Source organism: Rhizobium sp. Leaf306 (assembly GCF_001423425.1).
Taxonomy (GTDB): domain Bacteria; phylum Pseudomonadota; class Alphaproteobacteria; order Rhizobiales; family Rhizobiaceae; genus Neorhizobium; species Neorhizobium soli.
On the sequence record NZ_LMNX01000003.1, the window covers coordinates 667069 to 679624 of the forward strand.

At 60.2% G+C, this 12556-nt stretch carries 14 protein-coding genes; 4 read left to right on the top strand and 10 right to left on the bottom strand.

The genetic code is table 11. From position 1 onward, the window contains the following. Positions 1-80 precede the first annotated feature (80 nt). The gene (gene recQ / locus ASG19_RS16435; protein ID WP_062459681.1) at positions 81-1940 is read left to right on the top strand and encodes a DNA helicase RecQ; all 1860 of its coding nucleotides are present in this window, start codon (positions 81-83) and stop codon (positions 1938-1940) included. An 87-nt stretch (positions 1941-2027) separates the two neighbouring features. Here the strand turns inward: recQ and ASG19_RS16440 are convergent, their stop codons facing one another. The 3 genes from ASG19_RS16440 to ASG19_RS16450 all read right to left on the bottom strand — a co-directional run bounded on the left by ASG19_RS16440 (position 2028) and on the right by ASG19_RS16450 (position 3989). Then, a complete protein-coding gene (locus tag ASG19_RS16440) occupies positions 2028-2438 on the bottom strand; it encodes a response regulator (RefSeq protein WP_082471777.1) in 411 nt (136 codons plus the stop codon). Positions 2439-2544: 106 nt separating this feature from the next. Then, positions 2545-2985, bottom strand: a complete 441-nt coding sequence (locus ASG19_RS16445; RefSeq protein WP_062459686.1) for a hypothetical protein — start codon at positions 2983-2985, stop codon at positions 2545-2547. A 140-nt stretch (positions 2986-3125) separates the two neighbouring features. Next, on the bottom strand, positions 3126-3989 hold the full coding sequence (locus tag ASG19_RS16450; protein ID WP_082476370.1) for an SDR family oxidoreductase: 864 nt from the start codon (positions 3987-3989) through the stop codon (positions 3126-3128). A gap of 291 nt (positions 3990-4280) precedes the next feature. Between ASG19_RS16450 and ASG19_RS16460 the strand changes: the two genes are divergently transcribed. Together ASG19_RS16460 and ASG19_RS16465 are read left to right on the top strand one after the other, a co-directional pair. Then, complete coding sequence (locus ASG19_RS16460) at positions 4281-4490, top strand: cold-shock protein (RefSeq protein WP_062459695.1); 210 nt, start codon at positions 4281-4283, stop codon at positions 4488-4490. A gap of 121 nt (positions 4491-4611) precedes the next feature. Further along, positions 4612-4836 carry a hypothetical protein gene (locus tag ASG19_RS16465; protein WP_062459699.1) on the top strand — a complete coding sequence of 75 codons (225 nt, stop codon included), beginning with the start codon at positions 4612-4614 and terminating at the stop codon, positions 4834-4836. A 95-nt stretch (positions 4837-4931) separates the two neighbouring features. Here the strand turns inward: ASG19_RS16465 and ASG19_RS16470 are convergent, their stop codons facing one another. The 4 genes from ASG19_RS16470 to ASG19_RS16485 all read right to left on the bottom strand — a co-directional run bounded on the left by ASG19_RS16470 (position 4932) and on the right by ASG19_RS16485 (position 8125). Then, positions 4932-5354, bottom strand: a complete 423-nt coding sequence (locus ASG19_RS16470; RefSeq protein ID WP_062459702.1) for a hypothetical protein — start codon at positions 5352-5354, stop codon at positions 4932-4934. Between the two features lie 131 nt (positions 5355-5485). Continuing rightward, the gene (gene pcaF, locus ASG19_RS16475; protein ID WP_062459705.1) at positions 5486-6691 is read right to left on the bottom strand and encodes a 3-oxoadipyl-CoA thiolase; all 1206 of its coding nucleotides are present in this window, start codon (positions 6689-6691) and stop codon (positions 5486-5488) included. Between the two features lie 10 nt (positions 6692-6701). After that, complete coding sequence (locus ASG19_RS16480; protein WP_062459708.1) at positions 6702-7406, bottom strand: CoA transferase subunit B; 705 nt, start codon at positions 7404-7406, stop codon at positions 6702-6704. Next, positions 7403-8125 carry a 3-oxoacid CoA-transferase subunit A gene (locus ASG19_RS16485; RefSeq protein WP_062459712.1) on the bottom strand — a complete coding sequence of 241 codons (723 nt, stop codon included), beginning with the start codon at positions 8123-8125 and terminating at the stop codon, positions 7403-7405. Before ASG19_RS16485 ends, ASG19_RS16480 begins: the two co-directional genes overlap by 4 nt. A 117-nt stretch (positions 8126-8242) precedes the next feature. Here ASG19_RS16485 and ASG19_RS16490 point away from each other — a divergent pair, with 117 nt between their 5' ends. After that, a complete protein-coding gene (locus ASG19_RS16490; RefSeq protein ID WP_062459715.1) occupies positions 8243-9004 on the top strand; it encodes an IclR family transcriptional regulator in 762 nt (253 codons plus the stop codon). Between the two features lie 39 nt (positions 9005-9043). Here ASG19_RS16490 and mmsB read toward each other — a convergent pair whose 3' ends face one another. The 3 genes from mmsB to ASG19_RS16505 are packed head-to-tail and all read right to left on the bottom strand — an operon-like array spanning position 9044 to position 12548. Further along, positions 9044-9931 (bottom strand): 3-hydroxyisobutyrate dehydrogenase, encoded by an 888-nt coding sequence (mmsB, locus tag ASG19_RS16495; protein WP_062459718.1) that lies wholly within the window; start codon positions 9929-9931, stop codon positions 9044-9046. A gap of 9 nt (positions 9932-9940) precedes the next feature. Then, a complete protein-coding gene (locus ASG19_RS16500; protein WP_062459722.1) occupies positions 9941-11536 on the bottom strand; it encodes a GMC family oxidoreductase N-terminal domain-containing protein in 1596 nt (531 codons plus the stop codon). A gap of 13 nt (positions 11537-11549) precedes the next feature. Beyond that, positions 11550-12548: a branched-chain amino acid ABC transporter permease gene (locus ASG19_RS16505; protein ID WP_062459725.1), complete on the bottom strand. Its 999-nt coding sequence runs from the start codon at positions 12546-12548 to the stop codon at positions 11550-11552. Positions 12549-12556: the final 8 nt, after the last annotated feature.

Here is a 12556-nt window from a genome sequence, read left to right on the forward strand (position 1 = left end):
CGATATTTGCGGCGGCGGGCTTTGCAAAGGTCGTGCCTTGTGAGATGGCTCGCGAGCAAGGATGGAGGCGGAACGAGCTCATGCAAGCGAAATCAACCAGCCAAGATGGTGAACGCAAAAGCGGTATGCAGGCGGATCCGGTCGGGGTTTTGCAGAAGGTTTACGGCTACCCTTCCTTTCGCGGCGACCAGGAGGCTGTCGTTCGCCATGTTGTTTCGGGCGGAGACGCGGTTGTGCTGTTTCCGACGGGCGCAGGAAAATCCCTGTGCTTTCAGATCCCGGCTCTCTGCCGCGACGGCGTCGGCATCGTTGTTTCGCCGCTGATTGCGCTGATGCGCGATCAGGTCGAGGCGTTGAAGCAGATCGGAGTCCGTGCCGCCTCGATCAATTCCTCCATGCCGCGGGAAACGTTCGGCGAGGTCAAACGCGCGCTGGCGGCTGGCACGCTCGACATGCTGTACGTGACCCCCGAGAGGATCGTGACATCAGGGTTTCGCGAGTTGATCGGAGACGCCAAGGTCGCGCTGTTTGCAATCGATGAAGCGCATTGCGTCTCGCAATGGGGGCATGATTTTCGCCCGGAGTATCGGCAGCTCGGTGAACTCGCCGACCTTTACCCGGGCGTGCCGCGTATGGCGCTGACCGCGACCGCCGACCCGCATACGCGGGAAGATCTCATCGACAGGCTCACCCTGCGCAATGCCCGGGTCTTCACCGCATCGTTCGATCGCCCCAATATTGCCTACGAGATCGTCGAGCGGGATCAGCCGCGCCAGCAGTTGCTGCGCTTCCTGGAGAATCACAAGGGATCGAGCGGTATCGTCTACTGCCTGTCGCGCGCGAAGGTCGAGGAAATTGCGGAGTGGCTGAGTGCGCAAGGCATCCGCGCGTTGCCCTACCATGCGGGTATGGACCGGGAGTTTCGCGATGCCAATCAGGACGCCTTCCTGAAAGAGGAAGACCTCTGCCTCGTCGCGACCGTCGCCTTCGGGATGGGCATCGACAAACCCGATGTACGCTACGTCGCGCACCTGGATTTGCCGAGCTCAGTCGAAGCCTATTATCAGGAGACGGGCCGTGCCGGTCGTGACGGTCTGCCGTCCGAAGTTTGGATGGCCTACGGGATGGCCGACGTCATTCAGCGCGGCAGGATGATCGACAACGGCACGTCCGGCGACGACGTCAAGCGGGTCGAGCGCGCCAAGCTCAATGCGTTGCTTGCGATCTGCGAGACAGCCGGCTGCCGACGACAGGCGATCCTCGCACATTTTGGAGAAGAGCATGCGGGGCATTGCGGAAACTGCGATACCTGCATCAAGCCCGTGGACACCTGGGACGGAACCGAGGCCGCCATCAAGGCGCTCGCTGCCGTGTATCGAACAGAGGAACGGTTCGGTACCGGCCATTTGATCGATGTCCTGCTCGGCAATGACAACGAAAAGACACGTCGCTTTGGCCATGTGGACATGCCGGTCTTCGGTGCGGGAAAGGATCTGGCGCAAAAGACGTGGCAGTCCGTCTATCGCCAGCTTCTGGCCGCAGGCCTGGTGCGCGTCGATCACCAGGCTTTCGGAGCTTTGAAACTGGAGCCTTCGGCACGCGATGTCTTCCGCCACGAGCGGACCGTCCGTTTCCGCAAGGACCCGGTGACCGGCCGCAAGACGGCACGAGGGCAAACGTCAGGCTCGAAAAACCCAAGGTCGCAGTTGGGAGAGACCGATGCGGTCTTGTTTGAGGCATTGCGCAAGATGAGAATGACGATTGCGAAGGATCTGGCGATCCCTCCCTACGTCGTATTTGCCGATGCGACGCTGATCGCGTTTGCAACGCAGCGGCCGACAACCCACGATGCGCTCCTCGGTGTATCCGGCGTCGGGCAAGCGAAGCTTGAGCGCTATGGCGACGCGTTCCTCGATATTATTCGGGCACACGACGGATAATCGACAGACGACTGTTCGATTGAAAGGTGGAAGCGCGCTGCGAGCGGCTAATGGTCGTCCCGACACTATATCGGGACGACGCCAGTCTTACTGCTTTGTGACGGGAAACGTTCTGAGGCGGTCCGGCGGGCACGTGCCCTCGATCCCGGCGCGTCTGTCCGCTACGTACTGGATTGCTTTCACGACCTCGAGATCGAGGATCGGCTTCTCCATTACGCCAAGCGTTCCCTTCACGCCCGCCCCCAGCGCGCCCGGATCGCTCGTCATGAACAAGACGGTGATGTCGGCGATTGCGAGGTCGCGCCCGATGCCCGGCCCGGTTGGACCGTCATCGAGGTTGACATCGACCAAAGCCATATCCGCTGTGGCCGCAAGCAACGTGGCTTCCGCTCTGTTTCTCGCCACGCCAATGGAATGGTGCCCCAACGCTTCGACAGCGTCTTCCAGACCCATTGCAATAATCGGCTGATCTTCGACAATCAGAACATTGAAAGCCATTTCCATTCTCCGTTCATGAACACATTTGCGTAATCTCTTAGTGAACGAACGGGCGGAAATGCAGGGTGTTCCAGTTTTCGTCACAAATACTTATGGTTGAGCGTGGTTATCGCGTGATGCCCCACAGGAATCCGATAGCCGCCGCAAGCCCAACGGCTCCGATTGGAGATCTTTGGATACCGCGCTTGATGTCGTCCACAATAAGGCGGGGTTCGTTCGCGTACTCGCGGTAGGTTGCCGGCTCTACGGCTCTGTCCTTCAAACTTTCGAGCTCGGCGCGCAGGGCTGTCAGCGTATCTCGTGCTTTGGCAGTTGCCGAGTTGTCGCGGTCGTGGACCGATGCCAGCGCTTCATCGACAAGCGGTTCGTCTGAACTCGTGCTCGGGCCGCCAAAGCCTGTGGCAGTGGACGAAGATGAAACAGGATCGGAACCCGGGAAGGTCTCCTCGAGGCCCTGTTGCAGGACTTCGTCTGGAGTGCGGGCGCGTTGTGCTGCCTGTTCGCGAAGAAGAGAAGCGGCAGCAGGCGACTGGGAATGATCGGCCATTGGGTTTTCCTTGCTTGTTTGTGTGGGGATCGAGACATCCTCTGATCCGGCTCGTGTTTCTTTGGGTACCGAAACTCGCTCTTCGAGAACGGTTTCGGGAGAGGAGCGAGCCTTCCCGAAACCGAACGACAATGAACGGATCAGATCATGATCTCGCCGCCGGTCACCGGAATGACGGCGCCAGTCATGTAGCTGCCAAGGTCGGACGCCAAGAGAACATAGGCACCTGCCAATTCGGCTGGCTGGCCCGCACGACCGAGCAGGGTCTGCTCGCCGAACTTCGCCGCCTTTTCAGCCGGCATGGTCGAGGGAATGAGAGGCGTCCAGATCGGGCCCGGCGCGACGGCATTCACCCGGATCCCATGTTCTGCCAACATTTCGGCAAGACCAGCCGTGAAGTTGGAGATGGCACCCTTGGTCGAGGCGTAGGCGAGAAGCTGTGGCGAAGGTTGACGCGACTGGATCGACGTCGTGTTGATGATCGAGCTACCCGGCTTCATCAGAGAGACAGCCGCCTTCGATAGGAAGAATGGTGCGTAGATGTTGGTCCGGAACGTCTCGTCCCACTCTTCCGCAGTGATATCGGTAATGGTGGCATAGGTGCGCTGGAAGGCGGCATTGTTGACGAGGATGTCAATTTTTCCGAGCTCATCGGCCGTGCGCTTCACGAGCGCGTTGCAATGCTCTTCCGACTTGATGTCTCCGGGAACGACCACTGCCTTGCGGCCTGCTTCGCGCACCCACTTCGCCGTGTCTTCAGCGTCTTCGTGTTCGCTGAGGTACGAAATCAGGATATCTGCGCCTTCGCGGGCGAATGCGATCGCCACAGCTTTGCCGATGCCTGAGTCAGCACCGGTGATAAGCGCGACCTTGCCCTCAAGACGACCATTGCCCTTGTAGGAGTGTTCGCCATGATCCGGCGCCGGATCCATCAATGCGGTCTGGCCTGGCGGATCCTGATGCTGGGCGGGATGGGGAGGTGTCGGGCGACGTGTTTCTTGCATGGTTTGATCTCCAGTCTAGCGTTCTGAGCAGAAACAAGCTGATCCACAATCGGTTCCGTTGTCGCTCACTCAGCCTCTTCGAAAGCGCTCCAGTCGGGCCGGGGAAACTAAAAGTTGACTTTCGGGAGCGTAGCCGCTATTTGTGGTTTATCGATATTTTGCTTGCTGATCTTTGGTTATTGCGCTTCGAACGAAGCGCCTGAGCGAACTTCCTCTTCAAAACAAATCGCTATCACCTTCTGCAAGATCTCGTTTTGCAGATATCTTCTCTATGCTTTGAAAGGGTTCACTATGACCACCGGCACAGTAAAATGGTTTAATTCCACTAAGGGCTTCGGCTTCATTCAGCCTGACGATGGCGGCGCTGATGCGTTCGTTCACATCTCCGCAGTCGAGCGCGCCGGAATGCGCGAAATCGTCGAAGGCCAGAAGCTGGGCTACGAACTTGAGCGCGACGCAAAGTCGGGCAAGATGTCGGCCTGCAACCTTCAGGCTGCTTAATTCGATTTTTGCTTCGCTTTGACCACGGATGTACTGGCACTGTCGAAGTAGCAGTTGGTGAGGGCCGAGCATACGTGCTCGGCCTTCTTATTTGGCGTCTACCGCCAGGATTGGATAAGAAATGACGGAAACAATGTCGAAGTCGCGCGAGCGTGCGGAAGCCGCATTTGCTCAGACCCAGACCCAGTTTTTCTCCCGCGTCGAAGCGGTCGCAGAATTAAACGCACACGTCGCCGAACGTGACTCAAAGACGGCTCGGCTCAAGGCTGCGCGCCTTGCAAAAGAAATTGAAGACCGCGCCTCTGCGACTGCTGCCCTGATTGCCAAGCGCGCCAAGAAGGCCTGACACCAGCCCGACATCGAATGAACTCGGCCCGCAGCCTGCGCGGCCGATCTTGTTTGATGCCCGTGGCTACGACTACTGCTATAGTCGACCAGAGATCACGGACCTCCGATCGTCGGCAGATACGTCTCGACTTCACGCCTTCCCACGGCGTCGAGCACAGCGATATTCCCGTTCCAGAAATCCTCAGCTTCTTTGGTATCGGTTCCCCATGCACGCGTAGCGCTGCGACGGCCACCGAGACGCATATACTGATGGGCCAGCATCGACAGGCCGGACGCAGTCCCAGTCTCAATCGTGGAGTTTCTAACGGGAAGTGCAGATAGCATCCGCTCAAGCGCATCGTGCTCGGGGCCACGTGGGTGTTGACCCAGGAACACGTCCACTGGAATCCGCGTTTCGTGGCCACCGGACGGCAAGTTGCCACGGTGCGTGACCGTTGCGCGATGGTTCTCGGAAGCAGGATCGATAAACCACCGATCTCCATTGGTGCTGTGCGCAAACTCCTGCGGTTCGTTCATGCTGCCGATCCTTACGAGTTTTCGAGGGGGAGACGCTATCCGGACTCGCCGCGCGCCTCCACTATCAACAGCGACAGCCGCCAATGGTTGCCGAGAGCCTCGAATTGAGTTCGAGGCCCGGCTGCAATCCGCTAAACCCGTTCCAGGGCGAGGGCGATCCCCTGGCCAACGCCGACGCACATCGTGGCAAGCGCGTATCGCGTACTACCCAGCGATAGCTCCAGTGCCGCGGTTCCGGCAATGCGTGCTCCGGACATGCCGAGCGGGTGACCCAGCGCGATCGCACCGCCATTCGCGTTGACATGCTCCGCATCATCGGGGATTCCGAGCTCGCGCAAAACGGCGATGCCCTGAGAGGCGAAGGCTTCGTTCAGCTCGACAATCCCGAAGTCCTGCGGCGACAGGCCGAGGCGTGCGCAGAGTTTCTGCGTCGCTGGCGCAGGCCCGATGCCCATCACCCGTGGCGGAACACCAGCCGCAGCGCCGCCGAGGATGCGTGCAATCGGCGTCAGGCCATATTTCCGGGCCGCCTCCTGCGAGGCGATGATGAGGGCCGCTGCCCCGTCATTGACGCCGGATGCGTTGCCGGCCGTGACCGTGCCGCCTTCGATCTTGTTCACCGGCCTGAGATTGGCCAATGCCTCTAGGCTGGTCGCGCGGGGATGCTCGTCCTTGCCGACGATGATGCTATCGCCCTTGCGTTGCGGGACGCTGACGGGTGTGATTTCGCGGGCTAGACGGCCGTTCTGCTGAGCTGCCGAGGCTTTCTCCTGGCTGCGCAATGCAAAAGCGTCCTGATCCTCGCGAGAGACGTGATAATCGATCGCGACGTTGTCGCCGGTTTCCGGCATGGAATCGACGCCATACTGCTTTTTCATCAGCGGATTGACAAAACGCCACCCAATGGTGGTGTCATAGATCTCGGCGTTGCGCGAAAACGCGGTCTCGGCCTTCGGCATCACAAATGGCGCACGGCTCATGCTTTCGACGCCACCGGCAATCATAATGTCGGCTTCGCCGGCCTTGATGGCGCGGGCAGCGGTGATCACGGCATCCATGCCCGATCCGCAGAGACGGTTGATCGTCGTGCCGGATACGGAAACAGGCAGGCCGGCAAGCAGCAGCGACATGCGCGCGACATTCCGGTTATCTTCGCCCGCCTGGTTGGCGCAGCCAAAGACCACGTCGCCGACCGCTACCCAGTCGACGGCAGCGTTTCGCTCCATCAGTGCCCTAAGAGGTACAGCGCCCAGATCGTCCGCACGGACCGATGACAGCGCGCCGCCGAAACGACCGATCGGGGTACGGATATAATCGCAGATAAATGCTTCGGTCATCGATCTCTCCTCAAAGCGCCGGTACGACAAGATCGGCAACAGCGCCGTCCACATGGAGCTGCGCGCCGGTCATCGCCTGCAATTCCTCGATGGTCATTGCGGCGAGCTTTTCACGCAGGACAAAACGGCCGTCCGCGATATCGATCACCGCATGGCTCGTATAGACCCTCGTGATGCAGCCGACGCCAGTCAGGGGAAATGTGCATTTGGAGACAAGTTTCGGCTTGCCGTCCTTCGTCACATGCTCGGTGATGACGAAAACCTGCTTGGCACCATGCACCAGATCCATCGCGCCGCCGACCGCCGGCACGCCTTTGGAGCCGACGCGCCAGTTGGCGAGATCGCCATTTTCCGCCACCTGATAGGCGCCGAGGATTGCAACGTCGAGATGGCCGCCCCGCACCATGGCGAAGCTGTCCGCGTGATGAAAGAAAGCCGCGCCGGGCTTGACCGTGACGGCCTTTTTGCCCGCGTTGATCAGATCCCAGTCTTCCTCACCAGCTGCCGGAGGCTCGCCGAAATCGAGGATGCCGTTTTCCGTATGGAAGATCGCCTGTCTGCCGGGCGGCTGATAGCGGGCGACCATTTCCGGAAAACCGATCCCGAGATTGATATAGGCGCCATCTTCGATATCCTGCGCGGCACGCCAGGCGATCTGCGTGTTCGACAGTTTGATGTCGTCGCGGGTGTCCAGTGTCTGAGTTTCGCCGCTCATGCGCTCATTCCTCCGGCATAGGCCACTCCGGCCCGGATGAGTTCTTCTTCTTGCTGAGGGTTTGAAACCTCGACCACCGCATCGACAAAGATGCCGGGCGTGATCACGTGTTCGGGGTCGATGTCGCCGGGTTCAACGATCTGCGAGACCTGGGCGATGGTGGTGGTCGCCGCCATGCACATCAGAGGATTGAAGTTCCGGCCGGCCTTGCGATAGGTGAGGTTGCCATGGGTGTCGCCCAGATGCGCCTTGACGATGGCAAAGTCGGCCTTGAGCCAGCGCTCCTGCACGAATTGTCGTCCATCGAACTCGGCGACCGGTTTGCCCTCGGCCAGTTCCGTTCCATAACCCGTCGGCGTGTAGAAGGCCGGTATGCCAGCGCCACCTGCGCGGATCCGCTCGGCGAGCGTGCCTTGGGGGACGAGTTCCAACTCGATTTTTCCGGCCAGATAGGTATCGGTAAAAGCCCGCGGATCGGACGAGCGAGGGAAAGAGCAGATCATCTTTGCGATCATGCCCGCATCGATCATTGCCGCAATGCCGATGCGTCCGTTCCCGGCGTTGTTATTGATCACGGTCAGGTTTTTAGGACCATTGTCGATCAGCGCGTGGATGAGTTCGATCGGCGCACCGGAGCCTCCGAAACCACCGATCATCACCGTGGCACCGTCGGTAACCTTGGACACGGCATCAGTCAAAGTCCGAATTGTTTTATCCATCAGTATCCTCCGCAAACCGCTCCCGCTGCAGAAACAACTAAATCCCATACAGATGGACGGCAAACCATTTGTGCGATATCGTCTCTTTGTACGATTATCGCACAAAACGAGGCTCTGTTGGACGTCAAGACGAGAGACATGATGGGCGGGCTGGCAAAGGGCCTCAAGGTCATAGAAGCCTTCTCTGCCGAGCGACCGCGTCTCAGCATCGCCGAAGCCTCACAGCTCACCGGCTATGATCGCGCAACGGTGAGGCGATGCCTCCTGACGCTCTCCGAACTCGGTTATTGTGCCTATGACGGAAAATTCTTCACCGTCACGCCCCGCGTCTTGCGACTGGGGACGGGATGCCTGGCAGCGATGCCATTGCCGAAGATCGTGCAGCCTTGGCTCGATGACCTGTCCGAACAGACAGGCCAAAGCACATCCGTTTCCATTCTTGATGAGAGTGACATCGTTTACGTCGCGCGGGCCGCGCAGCGCAGGGTCATGTCGATTTCGCTGATGCCGGGCTCACGCCTTCCAGCCTACTGCACCTCCATGGGGCGGGTGATGCTGTCAGCACTTCCTGTCGAGCAGGCAGAAGATCTTCTTTCATTAAAGCCGCTCGTGGCGAGGACGGCAAAGACCGTGACCGACATCGAAACGCTCAAGGGCGAACTGCTCCGCATCCGTGATCGCGGCTATGCCTGCATCGATCAGGAGGTCGAAATCGGCCTTCGCTCTCTGGCCGTCCCGCTATTCGGCCCCCGCGGCCAAGTCGTCGCCGCGCTGAACATCGGGCTAGCCGCGTCAGAGGAGCCGATGCAGGCTGTCGCTGACCGTTACATTCCGTCACTGCTTAAAGTTCAGAAGGAGCTGACCGGCATATCCGGTTGAATTTGCGGCATATGCCGGCGTTCCAACTCCGAAACCATCTTATTCCCGCGGTATCTCCTGCAGCATCCGGATGATGGCGGAAAAGTCCTCGCCGCCGTGTCCGGCTGCCTCGAACTGGGCGTAGAGGTCGGCCGCGTGGGCTCCGAGCGGTGTCGCGGCGCCGGATTGTTGTGCTGCCTCTTGTGACAGCAGCAAGTCCTTCAGCATCAACGCCGTGGCAAAGCCGGGGCGGTAGTCGTTGTTGGCAGGCGATGTCGGCACGGGACCGGGCACGGGGCAATAGGTCGTCAGCGACCAGCACTGGCCCGATGAGGTCGAGGCGACATCGAACAGCGCCTGATGCGAGAGGCCGAGCTTTTCAGCCAGGCCGAACGCTTCGCAGACGCCGATCATCGAGATGCCGAGGATCATGTTGTTGCAGATCTTTGCAGCCTGACCCGCACCATCGCCGCCGCAGTGGACAATCTTGCGGCCCATGGCTTCGAGGATAGCCTTACCCGACGCAAACGCACTCTCCGAGCCGCCCACCATGAATGTCAGCGTGCCCGCTTCCGCGCCGGTCGTTCCCCCGGACACCGGAGCATCGAGAGAGAGGCAACCCATCGCGCTGCCCAGAGCATGCGCCTTGCGGGCGCTCTCCACGTCCACGGTCGAACAATCGATGAGCAGCGTTCCCTCGGGGATCACGGATGCCAGATCCGACCAGACGGCGAGGACATGCTGGCCCTTGGGCAGCATGGTGATAATGCAGTCTGCATTCAGCACAGCCTGGGGGAGGGTGCTTGCCGCGTTGACGCCATGCGCGCTTGCGGCATTCCTGCTCGCCTCCGAAAGATCGAAGCCCCAGACGTCATGTCCCGCCTTGACGAGATTGGCCGCCATCGGCCCGCCCATGTTCCCAAGTCCAACGAATGCAACCTTGCTCATAGTCCCCCCTTACCGATTGTCCGCCAAGATCATCGCCGCCGCCTTTTCGGCAATCATGATCGTCGGAGAATTCGTGTTGCCCGATGTGATGGCGGGCATGATTGATGCGTCGGCAATTCTCAGCCGGCCGAGTGCTCTCATTTTCAGTCGCGGAGAGACGACGCTATCGGGATCCGACCCCATCCGGGCCGTGCCCACGGGATGGAAAATCGTCGTTCCTATTTCGCCGGCAGCGCGCTCCAGATCTGCATCCGTGTCGTACGCCGGTCCCGGCTTGTATTCTTCCGGCTGGTAGCGGGCAAAAGCAGGCTGCGCGACGATGTTGCGGGTCAGCCGGATCGAACTTGCCGCGACACTGCGGTCGCCAGCTGTCGAAAGATAGTTCGGCCGGATCGCCGGCGCTGCGGCGAAATCGGGGCCTTTCAGATGCACGGAACCGCGGCTTTCGGGGCGAAGATTGCATACGCTTGCGGTGATTGCCGGAAAAGCATGAACCGGATCCCCGAAGCGGTCCAGCGATACTGGTTGGACATGGTATTCGAGATCAGCCGTTTCCTTGTCCGGACCCGACCGGGTAAAAATCCCGAGCTGACTTGGAGCCATGGACATAGGTCCTGAGCGTTTCAGCGCATATTCCAGCCCGATCGCAGCCTTGCCGAGCCAGCGAGAGGCTTTCTCGTTCAGCGTCGGCACGCCGGTGACCTTGTAGACCAGCCGAAGCTGAAGGTGATCCTGCAGGTTTTCGCCGACCTGTCGCACCTCCTTGACCATCTCGACCCCGGCGTCCGCCAGAACTTCGCCGCGTCCGACGCCTGAGAGTTCGAGCACATGCGGCGTCCCGATCGCGCCGGCCGAAAGCACCGTCTCGCGACGGGCATGAGCCACCTGCGACACGCCATTCTGCTGAAACTCGACGCCTTTCACCTCACCGGTTTCGATGATCAGGCGGCGGACATGCGCCTTGGTGAGGACGCGTAGGTTCGGCCGCTTTATCGCGGGCCGCAGAAAGGCCTTGGAGGTGTTCCAGCGAATGCCCGAACGCTGGTTGACGTCGAAATAGCTCGAGCCTTCGTTGTCGCCGCGGTTGAAATCCTCGATCATCGGGATGCCCGCCTGTTCCGCCGCCTTGCGGAAACTGTCGAGCACCGCCCAGTGCAGACGCTGCTTTTCGACCCGCCATTCGCCGCCTTCGCCATGCAGATCGTCGCCGCCCTTGTAGAAGTCCTGGCTCTTGCGAAACAGCGGCAGCACGTCGTCCCAGCCCCAGCCGGCACATCCCATCTGCCGCCATAGGTCGTAATCGCGCGCCTGGCCGCGCATATAGATCATGCCGTTGATCGAGGAGCAGCCACCGAGCAGCTTTCCGCGCGGATAAAACAGGGAGCGGCCGTTGAGGCCTTTTTCCTTTTCGGTGGCAAAACACCAGTCGGTGCGCGGGTTGTTGATGCAATAGAGATAGCCGACCGGGATATGCACCCAGTGATAGTTGTCGGTCCCGCCGGCTTCCAGCAGCAGCACGCTGTTGCGGCTATCGGCCGAAAGGCGGTTCGCAAGAACGCAGCCGGCGCTTCCGGCACCGATGATGATGTAGTCGTAGGTTTCCATGATCTTCAGCCAATCAGCGGCGGTGCTCGAAGCCGAGTTTGCGGCCGAGCCGGGAAGCGTAGAATTCCCCGATCAGGCCGCGCCGGAAGAGGAGGACGCAGACCATGAAGACCACGCCGGTGATGATCGTGACGGGAAATTCCGAGGTCGCGAGGTAGTTCTGCAACGCCACGACAAGCCCGGCGCCAAAGATCGGTCCGATCAGCGTGCCGATGCCCCCGAGCAGCGTCATCAGGATGACTTCGCCGGACATCTGCCAGCCGACATCGGTCAGCGTCGCGAACTGGAAGACGAGCGCCTTGGTTCCGCCGGCAAGCCCGGCAAGCGCCGCCGACATGACGAAGGCGCCGAGCTTGTAGCGGGATACGGAATAGCCGAGCGAGATGGCGCGCTGCTCGTTTTCGCGGATCGATTTGAGGATCATGCCGAAGGGCGAGTTGATGAACCGCCAGATGATCGCCATGCCGATCAAGAAGACGGCCAGCACGAAATAGTACATGTTCGTCGTTTCGCTGAGATCGATAAAGCCGAACAGGTGGCCGCGCGGCACGGACTGGATGCCGTCTTCGCCATGCGTGAATTCCGCCTGCAGGCAGAAGAAGAAGAACATCTGCGAAAGCGCAAGCGTGATCATCGCAAAGTAGATGCCCTGCCGTCGAATGGCAAAGAAGCCCATGATCAGGCCAAGCACGGCCGCTCCGAATGCGCCGACGAGAATGCCGAGTTCCGGCGACAGACCCCAGACCTTTACGACATGGGCAGTAAAATAGGCGGCTCCGCCGAAGAACGTCGCATGGCCGAAGGACAACAGGCCCGTGTAACCCAACAGCAGGTTGAACGCGCAGGCAAATAGCGCAAAGCACAAAAGCTTCATCAGAAAGATCGGGTAGAAGAACAGCGGTGCAACAAGGAGCAGCACCAGTCCCAACCCGATGAAGATCGCGTAGGTTTTCGTGGCTGTGCCCGATCTCTCGATGCGCGGCGGGGCAGCGGTGTGGATGATGTCGCTCATCTCTGGCA

What these genes read in the sequence shown, in the direction of transcription:
- recQ (WP_062459681.1), top strand. Translation starts at nt 81, where the DNA reads ATGCAAGCGAAATCAACCAGCCAAGATGGTGAACGCAAAAGCGGTATG.
- ASG19_RS16440 (WP_082471777.1), bottom strand. Translation starts at nt 2,438, where the DNA reads ATGGCTTTCAATGTTCTGATTGTCGAAGATCAGCCGATTATTGCAATG.
- ASG19_RS16445 (WP_062459686.1), bottom strand. Translation starts at nt 2,985, where the DNA reads ATGGCCGATCATTCCCAGTCGCCTGCTGCCGCTTCTCTTCTTCGCGAA.
- ASG19_RS16450 (WP_082476370.1), bottom strand. Translation starts at nt 3,989, where the DNA reads ATGCAAGAAACACGTCGCCCGACACCTCCCCATCCCGCCCAGCATCAG.
- ASG19_RS16460 (WP_062459695.1), top strand. Translation starts at nt 4,281, where the DNA reads ATGACCACCGGCACAGTAAAATGGTTTAATTCCACTAAGGGCTTCGGC.
- ASG19_RS16465 (WP_062459699.1), top strand. Translation starts at nt 4,612, where the DNA reads ATGACGGAAACAATGTCGAAGTCGCGCGAGCGTGCGGAAGCCGCATTT.
- ASG19_RS16470 (WP_062459702.1), bottom strand. Translation starts at nt 5,354, where the DNA reads ATGAACGAACCGCAGGAGTTTGCGCACAGCACCAATGGAGATCGGTGG.
- pcaF (WP_062459705.1), bottom strand. Translation starts at nt 6,691, where the DNA reads ATGACCGAAGCATTTATCTGCGATTATATCCGTACCCCGATCGGTCGT.
- ASG19_RS16480 (WP_062459708.1), bottom strand. Translation starts at nt 7,406, where the DNA reads ATGAGCGGCGAAACTCAGACACTGGACACCCGCGACGACATCAAACTG.
- ASG19_RS16485 (WP_062459712.1), bottom strand. Translation starts at nt 8,125, where the DNA reads ATGGATAAAACAATTCGGACTTTGACTGATGCCGTGTCCAAGGTTACC.
- mmsB (WP_062459718.1), bottom strand. Translation starts at nt 9,931, where the DNA reads ATGAGCAAGGTTGCATTCGTTGGACTTGGGAACATGGGCGGGCCGATG.
- ASG19_RS16500 (WP_062459722.1), bottom strand. Translation starts at nt 11,536, where the DNA reads ATGGAAACCTACGACTACATCATCATCGGTGCCGGAAGCGCCGGCTGC.
- ASG19_RS16505 (WP_062459725.1), bottom strand. Translation starts at nt 12,548, where the DNA reads ATGAGCGACATCATCCACACCGCTGCCCCGCCGCGCATCGAGAGATCG.